The organism is Microbulbifer maximicatervae (SeqCode), from assembly GCF_052467825.1.
Genome location: NZ_CP174327.1, coordinates 1,379,322 through 1,399,417, shown reverse-complemented (window position 1 = coordinate 1,399,417; position 20,096 = coordinate 1,379,322). Strand labels below are relative to the sequence as shown.

20 protein-coding genes are annotated in these 20,096 nt (G+C 49.1%); 17 read left to right on the top strand and 3 right to left on the bottom strand.

Translation table 11 applies throughout. From position 1 onward, the window contains the following. The first annotated feature begins 215 nt into the window (after positions 1-215). From mnmG to ACJJII_RS06200, 14 genes are all read left to right on the top strand, one after another. A complete protein-coding gene (gene mnmG, locus ACJJII_RS06265; RefSeq protein ID WP_444918641.1) occupies positions 216-2,105 on the top strand; it encodes a tRNA uridine-5-carboxymethylaminomethyl(34) synthesis enzyme MnmG in 1,890 nt (629 codons plus the stop codon). Between the two features lie 85 nt (positions 2,106-2,190). Beyond that, complete coding sequence (gene rsmG / locus ACJJII_RS06260) at positions 2,191-2,820, top strand: 16S rRNA (guanine(527)-N(7))-methyltransferase RsmG (RefSeq protein ID WP_444895609.1); 630 nt, start codon at positions 2,191-2,193, stop codon at positions 2,818-2,820. A gap of 126 nt (positions 2,821-2,946) precedes the next feature. Next, positions 2,947-3,756: a ParA family protein gene (locus ACJJII_RS06255; protein ID WP_444895610.1), complete on the top strand. Its 810-nt coding sequence runs from the start codon at positions 2,947-2,949 to the stop codon at positions 3,754-3,756. A 12-nt stretch (positions 3,757-3,768) separates the two neighbouring features. Then, positions 3,769-4,671, top strand: a complete 903-nt coding sequence (locus tag ACJJII_RS06250) for a ParB/RepB/Spo0J family partition protein (protein ID WP_444906807.1) — start codon at positions 3,769-3,771, stop codon at positions 4,669-4,671. A 202-nt stretch (positions 4,672-4,873) separates the two neighbouring features. Then, a complete protein-coding gene (locus ACJJII_RS06245) occupies positions 4,874-5,236 on the top strand; it encodes an ATP synthase subunit I (protein ID WP_282930569.1) in 363 nt (120 codons plus the stop codon). Positions 5,237-5,285: 49 nt separating this feature from the next. Further along, entirely contained in the window at positions 5,286-6,212 is a 927-nt protein-coding gene (atpB, locus tag ACJJII_RS06240) for a F0F1 ATP synthase subunit A (RefSeq protein ID WP_282930570.1), read from the top strand. Between the two features lie 59 nt (positions 6,213-6,271). Next, positions 6,272-6,517 carry a F0F1 ATP synthase subunit C gene (atpE, locus tag ACJJII_RS06235; RefSeq protein ID WP_020413895.1) on the top strand — a complete coding sequence of 82 codons (246 nt, stop codon included), beginning with the start codon at positions 6,272-6,274 and terminating at the stop codon, positions 6,515-6,517. Positions 6,518-6,569: 52 nt separating this feature from the next. Next, positions 6,570-7,040 (top strand): F0F1 ATP synthase subunit B, encoded by a 471-nt coding sequence (locus tag ACJJII_RS06230; RefSeq protein WP_282930571.1) that lies wholly within the window; start codon positions 6,570-6,572, stop codon positions 7,038-7,040. 12 nt (positions 7,041-7,052) lie between these two features. Continuing rightward, positions 7,053-7,589, top strand: a complete 537-nt coding sequence (locus tag ACJJII_RS06225) for a F0F1 ATP synthase subunit delta (RefSeq protein ID WP_108735091.1) — start codon at positions 7,053-7,055, stop codon at positions 7,587-7,589. Positions 7,590-7,637: 48 nt separating this feature from the next. Then, positions 7,638-9,182, top strand: a complete 1,545-nt coding sequence (atpA, locus tag ACJJII_RS06220; RefSeq protein ID WP_108735090.1) for a F0F1 ATP synthase subunit alpha — start codon at positions 7,638-7,640, stop codon at positions 9,180-9,182. A 77-nt stretch (positions 9,183-9,259) separates the two neighbouring features. Next, entirely contained in the window at positions 9,260-10,120 is an 861-nt protein-coding gene (atpG, locus tag ACJJII_RS06215) for a F0F1 ATP synthase subunit gamma (protein WP_282930573.1), read from the top strand. A 53-nt stretch (positions 10,121-10,173) separates the two neighbouring features. Then, entirely contained in the window at positions 10,174-11,577 is a 1,404-nt protein-coding gene (atpD, locus tag ACJJII_RS06210) for a F0F1 ATP synthase subunit beta (RefSeq protein ID WP_282930574.1), read from the top strand. Between the two features lie 18 nt (positions 11,578-11,595). Then, the gene (locus ACJJII_RS06205) at positions 11,596-12,015 is read left to right on the top strand and encodes a F0F1 ATP synthase subunit epsilon (protein ID WP_108735087.1); all 420 of its coding nucleotides are present in this window, start codon (positions 11,596-11,598) and stop codon (positions 12,013-12,015) included. A 179-nt stretch (positions 12,016-12,194) separates the two neighbouring features. Beyond that, a complete protein-coding gene (locus ACJJII_RS06200; RefSeq protein ID WP_444918640.1) occupies positions 12,195-13,181 on the top strand; it encodes a hypothetical protein in 987 nt (328 codons plus the stop codon). 1 nt (position 13,182) lies between these two features. Here the strand turns inward: ACJJII_RS06200 and guaD are convergent, their stop codons facing one another. After that, complete coding sequence (gene guaD, locus ACJJII_RS06195; RefSeq protein ID WP_444918639.1) at positions 13,183-14,577, bottom strand: guanine deaminase; 1,395 nt, start codon at positions 14,575-14,577, stop codon at positions 13,183-13,185. Between the two features lie 239 nt (positions 14,578-14,816). On the opposite strand from guaD, the gene ACJJII_RS06190 reads away from it, so the two are divergent. Together ACJJII_RS06190 and ACJJII_RS06185 are read left to right on the top strand one after the other, a co-directional pair. Beyond that, positions 14,817-15,245: a VOC family protein gene (locus ACJJII_RS06190; protein ID WP_444918638.1), complete on the top strand. Its 429-nt coding sequence runs from the start codon at positions 14,817-14,819 to the stop codon at positions 15,243-15,245. Between the two features lie 115 nt (positions 15,246-15,360). After that, the gene (locus tag ACJJII_RS06185; RefSeq protein ID WP_444918637.1) at positions 15,361-15,999 is read left to right on the top strand and encodes a glutathione S-transferase family protein; all 639 of its coding nucleotides are present in this window, start codon (positions 15,361-15,363) and stop codon (positions 15,997-15,999) included. A 78-nt stretch (positions 16,000-16,077) separates the two neighbouring features. Here the strand turns inward: ACJJII_RS06185 and ACJJII_RS06180 are convergent, their stop codons facing one another. Both ACJJII_RS06180 and ACJJII_RS06175 read right to left on the bottom strand, forming a co-directional pair. After that, positions 16,078-17,076, bottom strand: a complete 999-nt coding sequence (locus ACJJII_RS06180; protein ID WP_413663867.1) for a hypothetical protein — start codon at positions 17,074-17,076, stop codon at positions 16,078-16,080. 23 nt (positions 17,077-17,099) lie between these two features. Further along, positions 17,100-18,446, bottom strand: a complete 1,347-nt coding sequence (locus ACJJII_RS06175) for a methyltransferase (protein WP_413663866.1) — start codon at positions 18,444-18,446, stop codon at positions 17,100-17,102. 409 nt (positions 18,447-18,855) lie between these two features. On the opposite strand from ACJJII_RS06175, the gene ACJJII_RS06170 reads away from it, so the two are divergent. Next, the gene (locus ACJJII_RS06170) at positions 18,856-20,085 is read left to right on the top strand and encodes an NAD-dependent epimerase/dehydratase family protein (protein WP_444918636.1); all 1,230 of its coding nucleotides are present in this window, start codon (positions 18,856-18,858) and stop codon (positions 20,083-20,085) included. Positions 20,086-20,096: the final 11 nt, after the last annotated feature.

The window sequence follows — 20,096 nt, the reverse complement described above, 5'->3', positions numbered from 1 at the left end:
AAATACATTTATTCATTTATATAAACTTAAGAGAGTCGAAAAAAATGATTTCCTTAGAAAAAGAGCTCGATATGCAGGGAACTGGATAGTCTCCGTTTTTACAGCTTTACAAGGGTCTACCAACTAGAGTGCAGGAATATGCTTGTAGCCAATTGCTGACTCATACCTACTGCCTATAAAATGTGCGCCCCCAGTTGTAACCAGTAGCACCCACTATGGAATTCCCTAAGACCTATGATGTGATCGTGATCGGCGGAGGCCACGCAGGTACCGAAGCCTCACTGGCAGCGGCACGTATGGGAGCTTCCACTCTGCTGCTGACCCACAATATCGAGACCCTTGGACAAATGTCCTGCAACCCGGCGATCGGCGGTATCGGCAAGAGTCATCTCGTGAAGGAAGTCGATGCCCTCGGTGGCGCTATGGCAACGGCAACAGACCTGGGCGGAATTCAGTTCCGGGTCCTCAATGCCCGCAAAGGCCCCGCAGTAAGGGCAACTCGTGCCCAGGCCGATAGAGCCCTGTATCGCGCCGCTATCCGTTCAATCCTGGAAGCACAGGAAAACCTGGAGATCTTCCAACAAGCGGCGGATGACCTGATTGTCGAAGGTGAACGGGTTGTGGGCGTTGTCACCAATGCGGGGGTGCGCTTTCGCGCCAAGACAGTGGTACTGACCGCAGGGACTTTCCTCGGTGGGCGTATACACATTGGCTTGGATAACCATGCCGGCGGCCGCGCTGGAGACCCGCCCTCGATCGCCCTTGCAGATCGTCTGCGCGAGTTGCCTTTCCGCGTTGATCGCCTCAAAACCGGTACCCCTCCCCGTATTGATGCCCGCTCAGTAGATTTCAGCGAGCTGGAGGAACAGTGGGGAGATAGCCCCACACCGGTAATGTCTTATTTGGGTAGCCGCGATCAACACCCGCGCCAGGTCTGCTGCTGGATTACCCACACCAATGCCCGCACCCACGAAGTTATCCAGGGGGGGCTCGATCGCTCGCCCATGTATTCCGGCGTGATTGAGGGGATTGGCCCGCGCTACTGTCCTTCCATCGAGGACAAGGTGCACCGTTTTGCGGACAAAGACAGCCACCAGGTGTTTATCGAGCCTGAAGGGTTGACCACCAACGAGCTGTACCCCAATGGTATTTCCACCAGCCTGCCCTTCGATGTACAGATTGAGCTGGTGCACTCCATCAAAGGCTTTGAAAAGGCGCATATCACCCGCCCTGGCTATGCAATTGAGTACGATTTCTTCGACCCGCGCGACCTTTTGCCGTCCCTGCAAACCAAATTTATCCAGGGGCTCTACTTTGCCGGCCAGATCAATGGCACCACCGGCTACGAGGAAGCGGCTGCCCAGGGACTCCTGGCTGGCGCCAATGCCGCCCTACAGGCCCAGGAGCGCGAAGCCTGGTCCCCGCGTCGGGATGAAGCCTACCTGGGCGTGCTTGTGGATGATTTGATCACCAGCGGCACTAAAGAGCCCTACCGAATGTTTACCAGCCGCGCGGAATATCGCTTGCTGCTCCGTGAGGACAATGCTGACCTGCGCCTGACCGAAAAAGGTCGCGAATTGGGCCTGGTCGACGATACCCGCTGGGCAGCGTTCAGTGAAAAGCGCGAGGCGATCGCTCGGGAGACCCAGCGACTACAAGATACCTGGGTGCACCCAAAGACGCCCCAGGCCGCCTCTGTAGAAACCAAACTGCCGCAGCCATTGGCGCGGGAATACAGCCTGATGGACCTGCTGCGCCGTCCGGAACTGGGCTATCAGGATGTGGCGGGCCTCAAAGGGGAAGCGGTAACCGACGAGCAGGTTGCCGAACAGGTGGAAATTTCGGCCAAGTACGCCGGTTATATCGATCGCCAGCGCGAGGAAATTGAGCGTTTGCAGGCCTACGAAGATACCCCGATCCCGGCGGACTTCGACTACAGCGATATTTCTGGTCTGTCCAATGAGGTCAAGCAAAAACTGGGAGAGACCCGCCCGGATACCCTGGCGCGGGCCTCGCGGATTCCGGGTGTGACGCCCGCATCCATATCCCTGCTGCTGATCCAGTTGAAAAAGCGCGGGCTGCTGAAGCGCAAAAAAGCGGTATAAATCGGTTTTCCACAGGGTATCCCGCGAGGCCCTGCGGGGTTTGAGTTTCGCGGGACTACTGGGGGATAGACCCATTTCTCACTCAATGGAACAGTTTCGTCCGCGCCTGTTAGAGGCGGCGGCACAGATGTCGGTGGTACTCAGTGACCGGCAGCAGAATCAGCTACTGGAATACCTGGCGCTTTTTGCCCGCTGGAATAGTGCCTACAACCTGTCCGCCATACGCGACCCAGAGCAGATGCTGGAGCGCCATATTATCGACAGCCTCAGTGTGGTAAATCTCTGTGGCGAAGGCTCTTTAATCGATGTGGGTAGCGGTGGCGGCCTGCCTGGAATTCCCCTGGCAATTGTGCATCCGGAGCGCGCCATCACCCTGCTCGACAGCAATGGCAAGAAGACCCGCTTCCTGTTCCAAGTGGCCAGCACCCTGCCCCTGCCCAATATCACGGTAGTCAATGAGCGGGTAGAAGCCTTTGTGCCAGAACAGCCTTTTGCCGGTGTGGTGTCCCGCGCCTTTGCCTCCATCGAAGATATGGTCAATGGCAGTGAGCATATGTTGGCACCCAAGGGTCGTTTTTATGCCATGAAGGGCAAGCTGCCTGAGGATGAGTTGAGCGCTCTGCCAAAAGGCATTAAGGTCGAGCAGGTGCACCGGTTGTCGGTGCCCGGCTGCGACGGTGAGCGACATATGATTCAGCTCTGTCGCACAGAGTAAGATGATAGTTTGGCGGGTTTGTCGCCCGCCTAATCCTGCTCCCCTATCGTGGGGCACAACAGCCGCCGCCCGAAGCCGAGCCGGCGTCGGGGCAAACGCACCCGGAAACAACAAAGGACAAGAATCTTGAGCAAGATATTTGCTGTGGCCAACCAGAAAGGCGGGGTTGGCAAGACCACTACCTGCGTCAACCTGGCCGCATCTTTGGTTGCCAACAAGCGGCGCGTATTGCTGATCGACCTGGACCCCCAGGGTAATGCCACCATGGGCAGTGGTGTGGATAAAAGTGACCTGGAGGTGTCCGGTTACGATGTGCTGGCCGCTGAATTACCCGTTGAGCGGGCCATTGTATCCACAGAGAGCGGTTTTGATTTGATCCCGGGCAACGGTGACCTGTCTGCGGCAGAGGTGGAGTTGCTGAATCTGGAGGGCCGCGAATCCCGCCTGCGCCGCGCCCTGGCTGCGGTGAGTAATCGTTACGACTACGTGATTATCGACTGTCCGCCATCGTTGAATATGCTGACCGTAAACGCCCTCTGTGCAGCTCACGGCGTATTGATTCCCATGCAGTGTGAATACTATGCCCTGGAGGGGTTGTCAGCACTGGTGGACACCATCACCCAGATCCAGCAGGCCGCCAATCCGGACCTGAAAATCGAGGGTATCTTGCGCACCATGTACGATCCGCGCAACAGCCTCACCAGCGAAGTGTCGGCGCAGTTGCAGGAGTTTTTCGGCGATCGTCTGTATCGAACCTGTATCCCGCGCAATGTCCGTTTGGCAGAGGCTCCCAGCTTCGGCAAGCCGGCGCTGGATTACGACCGCCATTCGAAAGGGGCTATTGCCTACTTGGCACTGGCTTGCGAAATCAATCGCCGCCATCCCGCCAATCAATCTTCCAATAAGAAAAGCCGCCCTGTGGCGGAAGCCGTATAAGGGGTAATTACTATGGCCGCCAAACGCAAAGGACTGGGCCGGGGTTTATCCCACCTGATCAGCAATAAAAACAGCACCGCGATCGCCGAGGCTACCGGTGAAGCTGAAACCGAAACCGCCGTGGTCGACGGTGAGCTGAAGGAATTGCCGATAGAGTTTTTGCAGCGCGGCCGCTACCAGCCACGCCGGGATTTTCCACAGGAATCCTTGCAGGAGCTGGCGGACTCGATACGCGCCCAGGGCATTATGCAGCCGATCGTCGTGCGCGGTATCGGTGAGCAGAGCTATGAAATCATCGCCGGTGAACGGCGCTGGCGCGCGGCCCAATTAGCCGGCCTGGATAAAGTGCCGACACTGGTACGCAGCGTTTCCGATGAAGCTGCCATCGCTATGGCGCTGATTGAAAATATCCAGCGTGAAGACCTGAATCCGGTAGAGGAAGCTGTAGCCCTCAAGCGTTTACAGGATGAGTTCAAGCTGACCCAGCAGGAAGTGGCCGATGCGGTGGGCAAATCCCGTACCGCAGTAACCAACCTTTTGCGACTGTTGAGTCTGAGTGAAGAGGTACGGACTTTCCTGGAGCGTGGCGATCTGGAGTTGGGGCACGCCAAAGCTCTGCTCGGTCTATCCGGTGCCACCCAGCGCTCCGCTGCGCGCCAGGTGGTCGAGCGCAGCCTTACCGTGCGCCAGACAGAGGCGCTGGTGCGCCGTTTACAACAGCCGGCTGCCCCCGCACCGGAAAAACCGAAGCCCGACCCCAATATCCGTCGCCTGACTGAGCGCCTGGCAGAAAAAGTCGGAGTGCCTGTATCTATCGATCACAACGATAAAGGCAACGGCCGCCTGATACTCAAATACACCACTCTGGAAGAGCTGGATGGAATCCTCGCCCACCTGGGTTACGCCGAGGACTGAGGCCACAGGGAAATGCGCGTCCTAGTGGCGCGCGCAATAACTGTTGGCAAATACTCACTGCGGCGAGTAATTCCGTGCAAAACCTCCTGAAAATCAAATAAGTTGACGACATTTGCCGGTTGAATCGGCGATGCTGTTGCCGCATAATTCGCACGCCCAAATTTTGGGCGGACAGCGCAAAAAAAGTCGGCTTATCCCGTCTATGACAAAACCCCCGGTATTACGAATAGCCGCGGTACAGCTTCTGCTGATATCGGTGGCCAGTGCGGCACTGCACTTGAGCGGTAAACCGGTGACTGCGCTCTCCGTATTTATCGGCGGTGCCCTGTGTGCACTGCCCGGAGCATATTTTGGCAGGCGCGCCTTTCGCGATAGCGGTGCGCGCGCGGCCCATCGCGTGGTAGGCAATTTCTACCGCGCGGAAACCGGCAAATTTATATTGACCATGGCAGGTTTTGCAGCGGTGTTTGCCACCGTCAAGCCACTGAATGCCGCGGCGCTTTTTATCAGCTACGTCCTCTGTGTAATCGTGCAGTGGATCTTGGTAGCGCGCATGGTCCGCTAGCCGGTGGATAAGAAAAAAGAATTCTTACTTTTACGATTGTTGAGGAACTATGGCAGGCGAAGCTCAAACCGCGACGGGGTATATCCAACACCACCTGCAAAACATGACTTACGGCAAGCTGCCGGCCGGGTATACCCGCGCCGACGGTACTGTGCTGAATGAGTCTACTTGGACTATGGCGCATTCCTCCCAGGAAGCTGCGGATATGGGCTTTTGGGCCCTGCACGTAGATACCCTGGGCTGGTCTATCGGCCTTGGTCTGATTTTTTGCTTCCTGTTTGCCCGCGCAGCCAAGAAGGCCAGTGTGGACAAGCCCACAGGCTTCCAGAGCTTTGTGGAGCTGGTTACCGACTTTATCGACAAGCTGGTTAAGGAAACCTTCCCCCACCGCAACACCATGGTTGCCCCGATGGCTCTGACCATCTTTGTGTGGGTTTTCCTGATGAACCTGATGGATTTGGTACCGGTGGACTGGCTGCCGATGGCTGCCGCCAAGATCTCCGGCAACGATCACCTCTTCTTTAAAGTGGTCCCGACTACCGACCCGAACGCCACCCTGGGTATGGCCCTGGCGGTGTTTGCGCTGATGATTTTCTTCAGTATTCGCGAAAAAGGTGCTATCGGCTTCCTTAAAGAGCTGACTCTGCACCCTTTCCATACCGGCAAGTTGTTCTTTGACATCCTGCTGATCCCGGTGAACTTCCTGCTGGAAGCAGTATCCCTGATCGCCAAGCCGATCTCCCTGGGCCTGCGTCTTTTCGGAAACCTCTACGCCGGTGAAATGATCTTTATCCTGATCGCGATTGTCTTTGGCGTTGGCGTTCTTGGCTTTATTGGTGCGGGCCTCCTGCACATGGGCTGGGCGATCTTCCACGTACTGGTAATCGTGCTGCAGGCGTTCGTATTTATGGTATTGAGCACCGTGTACATGGCGATGGCACACCATCGCGACGATGAGCACGAGCACGATCAATAAGTTTTTAACCCTTTTTTCGACCTTTACAACAACTCTTTAACTTTGATTTGGAGAACACAATGGAAGCATTAGGTCTGGTTTACATCGCAAGTGCACTGCTGATCGGTCTGGGCGCCCTGGGCACCGCAATCGGTTTCGGTACTCTGGGTGGCAAGCTGCTGGAAGGTTCCGCTCGTCAGCCTGAACAGGCTCCGGCTCTGCAGGGCAAGATGTTCCTGATGGCTGGTCTGCTTGACGCGGTTCCGATGATCGGTGTTGGTATCGCTATGTACCTGATCTTCGCCGTAGCTCCTGGTCTGGTTTAATTACGCCGTTCCAATTGCCCTTAACCCTATTTAAAGAGCAAGAGGTGTCGGAGTGAATATCAACCTGACTCTAATCGGCCAGTCGATTACTTTCCTGTTTTTCGTCTGGTTTTGCTGGAAGTTTGTTTGGCCGCCGCTTTTGGGCGTGATGAAAGAGCGTGAGCAGAAGATCGCAGATGGTCTCGCTGACGCCGAACACGCACAGAAAGATCTGGAACTGGCCAAGCGTAAAGCTGCCGAGCAGTTGAAGGAAGCCAAAGATCAGGCTAACGAGATCATTGATGGTGCCAACAAGCGCGCCAACCAGATTCTCGATGAAGCCAAGCAAGCGGCTCAGTCTGAAGGCGATCGCCTGAAAACTGCGGCCAAAGCTGAGATCGACCAGGAAGTGAATCGCGCTAAAGAGCAACTGCGCAGCCGTGTGGCAGACCTGTCTGTCCTGGGTGCGGAGAAGATTCTCGCGGTCAATATCGACGCTAAGGCGCACGACGACCTGATCGATAAACTGGCAGCCGAGCTGTAAGCGAGGAACCCAATGGCGGAACTCAGCACACTGGCCCGGCCCTACGCTAAAGCTGCATTCTCTTATGCGCAGGAAGCCTCCCACTTAGGTGGTTGGAGCACTGCGCTGAGCACTGCGGCAGCGGTCAGCCAGAACGAAAAAGTGCGTGAGCTGCTGGATAATCCCCAGCTCACCAGTGAAGAGCGCGCAGATAAATTCCTGTCGATCTGTTCAGACGAACTCGGCGAGCACGGAAGGAACTTCATCCGGTTGCTGGCGGAAAACAACCGCCTGCAGCTGCTGCCGGAAATTTCCGAACTGTTCGAAGAGCTGAAAGCGCAAGCGGAAGCCACCCTTGAGGTGGAAGTTGTTTCCGCGCACGCCTTGAGCGATGCACAGGCGCAAGCACTGGGCCAAAAGCTCAGCGCGAAGTTTGAACGCGAAATACATCTGCACAGCTCGGTGGACGAGAGCCTGCTGGGCGGCGCGATCATCCGCGCCGGTGATACAGTCATCGACGGTACCGTACGCGGCCGTCTGGCCAAGCTCGCCGAGGCGATGAACTCCTAAATTACTCTCCCCGTTGGCGTTAGCCGGCGGGGACTTGAGGAACAGAGCATGCAGCAACTGAATCCCTCTGAGATCAGTGAAATCATCAAGAGCCGCATCGAAAATCTCGATGTGAGCACTGAAGCCCAAAATGAGGGCACCATTGTTTCCGTATCCGACGGCATCATCCGCATCCACGGCCTGGCCGATGTGATGTACGGCGAGATGATCGAGTTCGAAGGCGGCGTTTACGGTATGGCGCTGAACCTGGAGCGCGACTCCGTTGGTGCTGTAATCCTGGGCGACTACAAGGCTCTGGCTGAAGGCCAGAAGTGCCGTTGTACCGGCCGTATCCTGGAAACCCCCGTTGGCCCGGAATTGCTCGGCCGCGTTGTAGACGCGCTGGGTAACCCGATCGACGGCAAAGGCCCGCTGAACAACAAGCTGACCGACGCGGTAGAAAAAGTAGCGCCTGGCGTTATTGCCCGTCAGTCCGTTGACCAGCCTGTACAAACCGGTTTGAAAGCGGTTGATACCATGATCCCGATTGGCCGTGGCCAGCGTGAGCTGATCATCGGTGACCGTCAGATCGGTAAGACTGCTGTGGCGATCGACGCCATCATCAACCAGAAAGGCACCGGCGTTAAGTGTGTCTACGTTGCCGTGGGCCAGAAGCAGTCCTCTATTGCCAACGTAGTGCGCAAGCTCGAAGAGCACGGCGCTATGGATCACACCATTGTAGTAGCCGCTGGCGCCGCCGATCCGGCAGCGATGCAGTTCCTGGCTCCCTACGTCGGCTGTACCATGGGTGAGTACTTCCGCGACCGCGGTGAAGACGCCCTGATCGTATACGATGACCTGACCAAGCAGGCTTGGGCCTACCGTCAGATCTCCCTGTTGCTGAAGCGTCCGCCTGGACGTGAAGCCTACCCCGGTGACGTTTTCTACCTGCACTCCCGTCTGCTGGAGCGCGCCGCGCGTGTAAACGCCGACTACGTAGAGAAGTTCACCAACGGTGAAGTGAAAGGCAAGACCGGCTCTCTGACCGCCCTGCCGATCATCGAAACCCAGGCCGGTGACGTATCTGCGTTCGTACCGACCAACGTGATTTCCATTACCGACGGCCAGATCTTCCTCGAGACCGATCTGTTCAACTCCGGTATCCGCCCAGCGATCAACCCGGGTATCTCTGTATCCCGTGTAGGTGGTGCAGCGCAGACCAAGGTGATCAAGAAGCTGTCCGGTGGTATCCGTACCGCTCTGGCTCAGTACCGCGAACTGGCGGCATTCTCCCAGTTTGCCTCTGACCTGGACGAAGCTACCAAAGCCCAGCTGGATCACGGTGAGCGCGTAACCGAGCTGATGAAGCAGAAACAGTACTCTCCGCTGTCTATCGCGGACATGGCTGTTTCCGTTTACGCCGCCGACAAGGGTTACCTGAAAGAAGTAGAAGTTGCCAAGGTTCTCGATTTCGAAGCCGCCCTGCTCGCTTACATGAACAGCGAACACGCAGAGCTGATGGAGAAAGTGAACAGCACTGGTAACTACAACGACGAAATCGATGCAGCTTTCAAAGCCGCTATCGAGAAGTTCGTCGCTACTAGCAGCTGGTAAGAACTCCCTGGAGAGCGCGAGAGAGCGGCGTGTCCGCTCTTTCGGAATCTAACTTCCAGCGAACAAGGTAAATCACTATGGCAGGCGGAAAAGAAGTACGCACAAAAATTGCCAGCATCAAAAGCACGCAGAAAATTACTGCCGCAATGGAAATGGTTGCAGCCAGTAAGATGCGCAGAGCTCAGGATCGCATGGCACTGGGGCGTCCCTACGCCCAGCGCATACGCGCAGTGATCGGCCACGTCGCCAACGCTTCGGCCGAGTACCAGCATATTTACCTGCAAGAGCGCGAGGCCAAGCGGGTCGGTTTTATCCTGGTATCCACTGACCGCGGACTCTGTGGTGGCTTGAACGTCAATATGTTCAAAGCCGCTATTCGCGAGATGCAGGCGTGGTCCGAAAAGGGTGTCGACGTCGAAGTCTGCGCGGTAGGTAACAAGGCGGCCAGTTTCTTTAATGCCATCGGCAGCAAGGTTGTCGCAGCGGTACGCGATCTGGGCGATGCGCCCCAGGCCAACCAGCTGATTGGCTCAGTTAAGGTAATGCTGGACCGTTACGCAGAAGGCGATATCGATCGCCTGTTCCTGGTATCCAATGAGTTTATCAACACCATGTCCCAGAAGCCGCAGGTTGAGCAATTGCTGCCGCTGCCGAAGGACGAAGATGAAAAACTCATGCACGAGTGGGACTACCTCTACGAGCCGGATCCGGTTGAATTGCTGGATGGATTGCTGGCTCGCTACATCGAGTCCCAGGTATACCAGGCAGTAGTTGAAAACAAAGCCTGTGAACAGGCAGCGCGTATGATCGCGATGAAGAGCGCCACCGATAACGCCGGTGAGCTGATCGATCAGTTGCAGCTTGTCTACAACAAGGCGCGCCAGGCGGCCATTACCCAGGAACTGTCCGAAATTGTCGGCGGTGCGGCGGCGGTTTAATCCGCTGCCAGTAATGGTCAGCCTAGAAAGAATTTAAAGCTGAGGATCCGGAAATGAGTAACGGGCAAATTGTGCAAGTGATCGGAGCGGTCATCGACGTGGAATTCCCACGCGATTCTGTTCCGAATGTATACGACGCACTGGTGGTTGAGGACAAGAACCTCACCATGGAAGTGCAGCAGCAGTTGGGTGACGGCGTGGTACGCGCTATTGCCATGGGTTCATCCGAAGGTGTCAGCCGCGGTCTGTCCGTGCGCAATACCGGCGCTCCGGTTTCTGTACCGGTTGGCCTGGAAACCCTCGGTCGCATCATGGACGTGCTCGGCAACCCGATTGACGAGTGTGGCCCTATCGGTGAGAAAGAGCGCTCCTCTATCCACCGCGCTGCACCGACCTACGAAGAGCAGTCCAGCTCTACCGAACTGCTGGAAACCGGCATCAAGGTAATCGACCTGGTTTGCCCGTTCGCCAAGGGTGGTAAGGTTGGTCTGTTCGGTGGTGCTGGTGTAGGTAAAACCGTAAACATGATGGAACTGATCAACAACATCGCTACCGAGCACTCCGGTCTGTCCGTGTTCGCAGGTGTTGGTGAGCGTACCCGTGAAGGTAACGACTTCTACTACGAGATGGCTGAATCCGGCGTTGTTGACCTGGAAAACAAAGCCAACTCCAAAGTGGCGATGGTTTACGGCCAGATGAATGAGCCGCCCGGCAACCGTCTGCGCGTAGCCCTGACCGGCCTGACCATGGCGGAGAAATTCCGTGATGAAGGCAAAGACGTACTGTTGTTCGTCGACAACATCTACCGCTACACCCTGGCCGGTACCGAAGTATCCGCACTGCTGGGCCGTATGCCTTCTGCGGTAGGTTACCAGCCGACCCTGGCGGAAGAGATGGGCGTTCTGCAGGAGCGTATTACCTCCACCAAGACTGGCTCTATCACCTCTATCCAGGCGGTATACGTACCGGCGGATGACTTGACTGACCCATCTCCGGCGACCACCTTCGCGCACTTGGACTCCACCGTAGTACTGAGCCGTGATATCGCCGCTAAAGGTATCTACCCGGCTGTTGACCCGCTGGACTCCACCTCTCGTCAGCTGGACCCGCAGGTAATTGGTCAGGAGCACTACGAAGTGGCTCGCGGCGTACAGTCTGTACTGCAGCGCTACAAAGAGCTGAAGGACATCATCGCGATCCTGGGTATGGACGAGCTGTCTGAAGAAGACAAGCAGACCGTAGCCCGCGCCCGTAAGATCGAACGCTTCCTGTCCCAGCCGTTCCACGTTGCGGAAATCTTCACCGGTGCACCAGGTAAATACGTTTCCCTGAAAGAAACCATCCGTGGCTTCCAGGGCATCCTGAACGGTGAATATGACCACATGCCGGAACAAGCCTTCTACATGGTGGGAACCATCGACGAAGCTGTGGAAAAAGCCAACAAAGCCAAGGGCTAATCGAGAGAGGCATATACTATGGCCATGACAGTACATTGTGACATTGTCAGCGCCGAGCAGTCTCTCTTCTCCGGGCTGGTAGAGATGGTGATTGTGAGCGGTATCGAAGGTGAGCTGGGGCTCTCCTACGGTCACGCCCAGTTGCTCACCGCTCTGAAAGCCGGTCCGGTGCGCATCATCAAGCCCGGTGGTGAAGAGGAAGTACTGTTCGTCAGCGGTGGCTACGCCGAGGTACAACCTAATATGGTGACTATCCTCGCTGATGTAGCCGAACGTGAGATCGATGAAGACGCCGCGCAGAAGGCCCGCGAAGAAGCGGAACACGCCCTGCACAAGGCGCCGTCCGAAGTCGACTACGCGCGCATCTCAGCCCAGCTGGCCGAAGCCGAAGCGCGTCTGCGTACCCTGCAGGCAATTCGCAAGGCGGCCGGTAAGTAAACAGTTCTTACCTACTCGTAAGGCCTGTTTTCAGGCGACAAAAAAGCAGCTTCGGCTGCTTTTTTTAATTTTCTGGAAAACTCCAAAAGACTCTTCCCCCCCCTACCCTGCTCACACCTTCTAACGACTATAGTTACACGTGATGTTTGTATGTTTATGGATTGAAGAAGCTATCAACTATGAAATGGATGTTAGTTGTCGCGTATTTACTATTCGTGTTTGCCCCTTTGACTGCTAACTCTAACGTAGTGACTGCAGCCTCTATTAAAACTAGTAACAAACCTACTACAGCTGAAAATCTAAAGTCCCCCAAAGCGTTGCTACTTCATGGAAATATCACTTCGCCTATATATGTAAACCCAGGAAACACTGTGCCTGAACACTTAGTGGAATTTGGATTCTTTCATTCTGGATGGACTATAGATGAAATTGCTGAGGTGTCACAATTTACTACTTTTGTAGACGTCTATTTCAATGAAATCGGTATTATGAAGGCCGCAAGGGCTCATGGATTAAAAGTATGGGTACAATTAGCTCCGATCTTTTTCGATGGCTATCCTACCTTCAGAAAACGAGCTGATTATTTGGAGCGGTGGGAAATAGCAAAGAAGCGACTTGAGCCGTTTAGTGACATAATTATGGCCTTCGATTCGTTAGATGAACCATTCCATCGCTCAAAATTAAGTAATCAAACGTTAAAGCTATATCTTGAAGAAATTGCTCAATTAGTTAAAGAAAGCTTTCCTAACGCAAAAAGAGCAATTACATTTATGAATGAAACTGTGAGAAAATCGAAGTTTAAGAATTTAATCCCTAAGAAATATAATTTACTTGGTGTAAATTACTATGTAGGAGAAAACTTCCAGCAACAATTGGTAGAAAAGCTAATGATAAAGACATCGCATTTAGATGTTGAATATTACTTAATACCGAGAGCATTTAAAACATCGAATAGAGGTTTCGGTAGTATTTCAGAACCACAAATAATTAGCCAGGCACGCCAAGCTTATAATTTTGCGATAGCAAACCCCAAGATTATCGCCATTTATCCGTTTGTTTGGGAAAGCATTTATGGCAAAGACGACTACTACCTCGGGGTGGACAATCTAGAGCGAGTACAAGAAGAGTATCGAAAAATAGGACACGCGATATCAAACTCCAGATAAACTATTTTTTATTACCCATTATATAAGTGCTGTATATAGCTCTATCGTCGCCAAGAACCTGAAGTGCAAATAGTTTTTCTTCAATTGTATTTACAGACTTCATTCTAAACTTCATTAAATCAGTTGACTTTAAGTCAATGACAATAAAATCTGCTTCTTTTCCTTTTTCAAAGTTTCCAACTTTGTCATCGATATCCAATGCTTTTGCAGATCCTAAGGTTGCAAGATAAAAAGCTTTTAGCGGAGAGAGTGTCTTTATATTGTTGTTATTTCCAATCGACTTTTGTAGCTGAACTACCTTATAGGCCTCATCCATAGTCTCTAACATCGAGAAACTGGTGCCGGCTCCTACATCGGTTCCCAAGCCCACACCAACATTGATTTCTTCAGCTTTATTAAGCGGGAATAATCCGCTCCCTAGAAACAGATTAGACGTTGGACAAAAAGCTATAGCGCTACCTTCTGAAGCCATACTTTCGATCTCTTGGTCATCCAGGTAAATACCATGAGCAAACACTGAGTGGTCGCGATTTAATCCATATATGTTATAAACATCAAGATAACTATTTGCTTCTGGGAACAATGATTTTACCCAATTAATTTCATCTTTATTTTCAGAAACATGGGTATGCATATACACATCGGGATATTCATCTAGTAACTTAGCTGCCTGCTTAAGCTGCTCAGGAGTACTTGTAGGGGCAAATCTTGGAGTAATGGCATAGCTCAATCGATCCTTATTATGCCAACGTTCGATCAGCTTCTTGCTATCGGAATAGGCACTTTCGGGTGTATCTTGCAGGTATTCTGGGGCATTGCGGTCCATCAGTACCTTACCTGCAATTAGTCGCATGTTCTCCCGTTGAGCAACTTTAAAGAGAGCATCGACAGACTCTGGGTGAACGGTACCAAATACAAGTGCTGATGTTGTGCCATTCTTTAGTAACTGACTAATAAAGAACTCTGCAACCTCCTTTGCATGTTCTTCATCGGAAAATTTCCTTTCAGTTGGAAAGGTGTATTCTTTAAGCCACTCTAATAATTGCTCGCCATGAGCCGCAATCATTCCCGTCTGTGGATAGTGAATATGAGAATCGATAAAGCCGGGAAGTATTAACTTGCCGCGATAATCTACAATCTCTGCGCCTCTTTTTTTTACCGAAATTTCTGCTTCAGAAATTATTCCGGCAATTATTCCATCTTTGACAATTAATCCGCCATCCTCAATATACTCATAAGCTTCATTAGTCTTCGCCGGGTCGGAAGTAAAATGAAGTATGTCACCTTGATATATAGTTGTCTCTGCATAAACAAAGTTGCTAAAGGCTGAGAGTAATAGAAATAATTTAGCTAAATTGGACTTTATATTGCTGTTTAAGGATAAAGTTTCGACCACCAGTTCACTCCGTTAAAACAATAAGCAAACCTATATATTTAGCATTTGAAAGATAATGTGACAAATTTATTTTGGTTGTCTCTAGAAGAGCTGGAATACAAAACAACAAATTAACTCATATATTGAGTAATAACCTACTTAAAAATACAGAAATTTGATTTGTATATTTTGTATTTATAAAAAACTTAATCAATCCCATCTAAACTTGTACTTAAATCTAGATTGAAGGCTATCAATCCATGTTTAAACATCCAGATCACGTAACAGTAGTTGTTACGAAATTAGAGGAAAGTGTCAGTTTTTTTGAATTGCTGGGTTTTGAACTTCTACTCAAAAATTTTCTAACTGGCGAGAAAGCGTCGCAGTATCTTCAGGTCGATAACGTAGAAGCAGATCATTTTACGATGGTACTAAAGCAGTCATCTCCGAAGTTCGAGATACAGCTACTTCACTACCGAAATCCAGTGGTTAAAACTAATCCATCACTAATTGACTTGGCAAGGCCCGGTTATAACCATCTGTGTTTAAAGGTAGATAATTTGAATGAAGCTTTAAAGTATTTATCGAAGCAAGGAATTAGTACAAGAAGCGGAATATTGGAGTATCAAGATAAAAAATTAGCTTTTCTCTTGGGGCCAGAGAATATAACTGTTGAATTAGCCGAGTGAATTGTCCAAGAAAATAGTTAGTACTTCTACTTAACAACTTGACATGTAAATCTCTCGAAGAAATGATACTAGCCTAGCTAAAATTTATGTCTCCATATAAATTCGAGATATTGAAATGGCAAATCAAATCATCTTTTATACGAACCCTCAATCGAGAGGCTGTATTGTTCGATGGATGCTAGAGGAGATATCAGTACCCTATCAAACTAAAGTACTTGAATATGGCGAAGACATGAAATCGCCAGAGTATCTTGCTGTGAATCCTATGGGAAAAGTTCCAACACTAGTGCACGACAACAAAATAATAACTGAAGCAGCAGCAATATGTGTCTACTTGGCAGATGTATTTTCCGATTCAGGTTTGTCTCCGATAAATAACGAAGAGCGTGCCAATTATTACCGGTGGATGTTTTATTCGGCTGGACCTCTGGAGTCCGCCATTGTGAATAAATATATCTTTGATGAAGATGTGGCTAAAGATAAACAGCAAATGTTGGGTTACGGTAATTATAAATTGGCACTAGATACGCTATCTAGTGCGATTAAATCAAACCCGTATATTGTTGGAGAACGTTTTACAGCAGCAGATGTATATATTGGTGCACAGCTGGGGTGGGGGTTACAGTTTGGAACTATAGATAGACGTGAAGAGTATCAGGAGTATGTAAATCGTTTATCTCAACGTAAAGCGTTTCAACGAGCTCAAGAACTTGATGCAGCTTTGGAAAAAGACATGAATATAAGCCCAGCTTAAATTTAAATACATTTTGTTTGAACTAAAAGGTCAGAAACTATATTCCTGACCTTTTTGATTTATCCCAAATACTAGTTTTCAACTAAAAATTCCGCTTTTTATTTGCCGGACAGCTCTGTTGAATCGAAAACGATCATTTCTGTCTATAGAAGTATTTTCATCCATCATATGCTCATAATCACTTTCAACTACTTTGAGATAATCTAGTGCTTCATCTTTATCCCCCTTCATTGCAATAAGGTATGAGCGAGACAAGCACATTCTTAATTTATGAGCATCTGTTAGATGTTCTTTAGGATGATTATCGTGGAGCTTCAAGCATTCCTCTAGGCTAGCTTCGGTGAATGGGTCGTATTCAGCTACTTCCTTAGGAATTGGTTTTTTACACTTATAGATTGAGCTTGAGAATACTTGCCCATACCAGTCGAAATAATCTTCAAGATATCCCATGGTTACTTTAATCCATGGTAAACGATCAAAGAAAAAATCTTGATTAATGAAAAATGATTCTCCCTCAATAAGCTTTGGCATAAACTCTGCTGAAACATGTTTATTTAGGTCCTGAGTTTTACATACATCAATAAAACAAATTTCAATTGGATTATCAGGCCAGGAAAACTCATTAAAATCACCGATATTTAGTTCAATTAATGACTGAAATGGAGAAATACTATTTTCTAGTATTGGAACAAAAGATTCACCAAACTTATAGGTTAGTGAGTCACACTCCCAAACACGATCCGAACCATTTGCAGGTTTAGGTAGAAAACCCAATTCATAACTACTAATAGGTTTACTATCCAATATATTTGAGTTTCTGTTGTTTGAAAAATCTGAGTTACTCATCAACCCATGTGCGAGAGAAACCACAGATGCTCCCATAAAGCTTCCGGCATCAACAATATACCCTTTTTGCTGGAAGTTTTTTGACGCCAATGAATAGAGTAATTTGCGTTCGGCAATCGAAACCATTCCTGGTGTCTCAAATACGCTCTGTGGAACTTCAGTTTTAGAAAATGAAATTTCTGGGTGTACATAACAACCCCTTGCAATTTCCGCATCATCAATTTCGTACATTATTTTGCTCCGGAAAAAATTGATTACTTAGCGTAAGCTACACAAAAAACAACATTTGTCTTCATTTCATCCAGTGTAATATCAGGAATTTCTTCTCTTACCCTGGTCTCTATTTCCGGAGTTAAACGCTCTAAAACATTACTATGGGAAGGCTGTAGTTCCCAGGTTTCGATATTAAAATACTTACGTGTTAATGCGCGTAATTCATCGATTCGAATGCGATTTAGATGTGTGTGTAAATAGTGGTCATGTGGCAAATGGCGAACAATATTAATATGGTTCCAATCACAAAACTTAAGATGATCTGGATTCCCTTCATCCAAAACTGATGGATTATGAGGAGGCATATGGTGCCCACTCCAGCCATAAAAGTTGTGATGCAGAAATATAATTTTTCCTCCTTTGGTTAACAACCCCGCAATATCCTCGAATACACCCTCAATTTCCAATAGGTGCTCAGTGACATTGTGTAGGCAAACTGTATCAAAGGTCTTTATACCGACGAGATCGCGGGTAGAGCACTGGCGTAGATCAATATCCGGGATCAAATCCATGATGTCCTGGCCGGACATTGGAGCGTTAACCCACTTTCTTATCCTTTTATTGCGAACCCTCCTGGAGTCTAAAGACATTGCTGGGTCTACACCGGTATAACTGTTTGCTCCAGCACAGAGGTAGCCCATGGCATAGCCGCCAAAACCACAACCGACATCTAAAACATTGCACCCTTGTACATATTTATGTAATTTTCTTGGCCATGAGCAGTAGCCGAGTTCAACGGCACTAGTGATGAGATCCGAATCAAAATTCTTCAGTGCATGGCGTATATTAGTGCAGTTGTGGAAAAATGCGATTTTAGCCTGTAATTCATGATTATCCCAATCTTCTAAAGGTTCTATTTTCTTAAGTTGTTTTGCTGCCTTTGAGCGGGAAAGTTTTGAAAATGCAGGGTGAGAACGGGAAGTGTCTAAAATTTCAATCGCTTCCCTGGCGTTATTTTCGATTCGTATCAGTTTGACTTGGTCAAAGACTTTCAGAGCTCGTTTATGTTCTGGATTGCACTTGATTGCTATTTTTATATCTTTTTCAGCTTGATCTATGTCTCCTTTAGCTATATTTAGCATAGCGGAGATTATTCTCATGCCTACATGGTGTGGATGTCTTGAGATGAAGGTCAGCGCATACTTATCACAATTTAGAATCGAACCATTTTTTGATTCGGCATAGCACAGAAAATAAGTAGCCGGATGAAAAGGGTTGAGATCGGCAATTGGACGCAATAACTCTCTCGCCAGGTCTATTTCTCCAGCTAATGCAGCTTGCTTCCCTTGTTCAAAGTTATCCAGCTGATTGATTTCTAAAGTAGACATTTAATTTTCCAAGTAATGGTAACCAGGTTTTTTGGCGTGGATATTGACTTGCATGCTGCAAATAGGTGCAGTTGCGCTCGATTTAAATCAAATATAATAAGATTGCTTATTATTGAGTACATGCTCGCAGCTAGCACTGATTTTCTTAAGCTATGAAAATATTCATAAATGTGAAAGTTGGAGCTGTCAAATAATAAATTTATTTTCTCTGAGAAAACTATTCAAGGTGCAATCTATAAAAGTTGGCGCGGATGCTAACTCGTATAATCGGTAAAGCTGGAAAGCCTGTGTTATAAATTGGATTTTGTAAGATTCACGTTATCCAATTAAGCAGCAGACGATAACACCTCAACCCTGAATAAATTGATCTGCCAACGGCCTGGTTGGCAAAACTTGTGGAGGTGGCTCTTTGAAACTGATAATAGTCGGTGGCGATGGCTTTTGTGGATGGCCAACCTCATTACATCTGAGTAATTTAGGTCATGAAGTTATTATTATTGACAATTTTTCTAGAAGAAAAATTGATAGTGAGCTCAATGTAGAATCATTAACACCGATTCGAGAACTGAAAGAGCGTATTGATACCTGGTTTGAATTAACGGGAAAGGTTATTCGCTTTGTCGAGTTGGATGTTTCCCAGAAATTTAACGATCTTGTAAATCTCCTAGAGGAGGAAAAACCAGATAGTATAGTCCATTTTGGTGAGCAGCGCGCTGCGCCCTATTCGATGAAAAGCAGCGCTACTAAAAATTATACAATCGCTAATAATATTTGTGGTACTCATAATATTCTCAATGCGATTGTAGAGACGCAGCTTGATATTCACTTGGTTCACCTCGGTACAATGGGAGTGTATGGTTACGGCCATGAGGAGCCCATACCAATACCTGAAGGTTACTTGGATGTAAAAATAGAGACAGTTGATAATCGTCAAATTTCAGACTCTATCGTTTATCCGCCTAATCCCGGCTCTATTTACCATATGACCAAGACGATGGATTCGCAGATGTTTCAGTATTATGCGAAAAATGACAGGATTCGTATTACTGACCTTCACCAGGGGATTGTTTGGGGAACGCAGACTGAACTCTCTAGTTTGGATGAGCGTCTGATAAATCGTTTTGATTATGACGGGGACTACGGCACAGTCCTAAATAGATTTCTAATGCAAGCGACTGTCGGTTTCCCGCTGACTGTTCATGGCACAGGTGGTCAAACTCGTGCATTTATCCATATCTCTGATACTTGCAAATGTATTGAGCAGGCACTTTTACATCCACCGGAGCTCGGTGAACGGCCACTGATTCTCAATCAGATGGCGGAAACGCAAACACTTTCCGATCTTGCACAATTAGTTCAATCACTGACAGACTGTGAAATAAGTTATCTGCCAAACCCGAGGAAGGAGGCAGAGAGAAATGATCTCAATGTAAAAAATGATTTACTTCGTTCATTTGGATGGCAGCCGATTCTTATTAAAGATAGTCTTCTACAAGAAATTACAGATATAACAATGCAATATCAAGATCGGGCTGATCATACAAAAATACCTTGCGTTTCTTATTGGACAAAGGGTAATAAACTTGCCGATATTTCCTATCGGGAAAAAACTAGTGAAGTTACTGAAACCATTTCCTAGTGGGTAGCTTT

Coding starts and splice junctions, on each gene's coding strand:
- mnmG (WP_444918641.1), top strand. CDS start 216: ATGGAATTCCCTAAGACCTATGATGTGATCGTGATCGGCGGAGGCCAC.
- rsmG (WP_444895609.1), top strand. CDS start 2,191: ATGGAACAGTTTCGTCCGCGCCTGTTAGAGGCGGCGGCACAGATGTCG.
- ACJJII_RS06250 (WP_444906807.1), top strand. CDS start 3,769: ATGGCCGCCAAACGCAAAGGACTGGGCCGGGGTTTATCCCACCTGATC.
- ACJJII_RS06245 (WP_282930569.1), top strand. CDS start 4,874: ATGACAAAACCCCCGGTATTACGAATAGCCGCGGTACAGCTTCTGCTG.
- atpB (WP_282930570.1), top strand. CDS start 5,286: ATGGCAGGCGAAGCTCAAACCGCGACGGGGTATATCCAACACCACCTG.
- atpE (WP_020413895.1), top strand. CDS start 6,272: ATGGAAGCATTAGGTCTGGTTTACATCGCAAGTGCACTGCTGATCGGT.
- ACJJII_RS06225 (WP_108735091.1), top strand. CDS start 7,053: ATGGCGGAACTCAGCACACTGGCCCGGCCCTACGCTAAAGCTGCATTC.
- atpA (WP_108735090.1), top strand. CDS start 7,638: ATGCAGCAACTGAATCCCTCTGAGATCAGTGAAATCATCAAGAGCCGC.
- atpG (WP_282930573.1), top strand. CDS start 9,260: ATGGCAGGCGGAAAAGAAGTACGCACAAAAATTGCCAGCATCAAAAGC.
- atpD (WP_282930574.1), top strand. CDS start 10,174: ATGAGTAACGGGCAAATTGTGCAAGTGATCGGAGCGGTCATCGACGTG.
- ACJJII_RS06205 (WP_108735087.1), top strand. CDS start 11,596: ATGGCCATGACAGTACATTGTGACATTGTCAGCGCCGAGCAGTCTCTC.
- ACJJII_RS06200 (WP_444918640.1), top strand. CDS start 12,195: ATGAAATGGATGTTAGTTGTCGCGTATTTACTATTCGTGTTTGCCCCT.
- ACJJII_RS06190 (WP_444918638.1), top strand. CDS start 14,817: ATGTTTAAACATCCAGATCACGTAACAGTAGTTGTTACGAAATTAGAG.
- ACJJII_RS06185 (WP_444918637.1), top strand. CDS start 15,361: ATGGCAAATCAAATCATCTTTTATACGAACCCTCAATCGAGAGGCTGT.
- ACJJII_RS06180 (WP_413663867.1), bottom strand. CDS start 17,076: ATGTACGAAATTGATGATGCGGAAATTGCAAGGGGTTGTTATGTACAC.
- ACJJII_RS06175 (WP_413663866.1), bottom strand. CDS start 18,446: ATGTCTACTTTAGAAATCAATCAGCTGGATAACTTTGAACAAGGGAAG.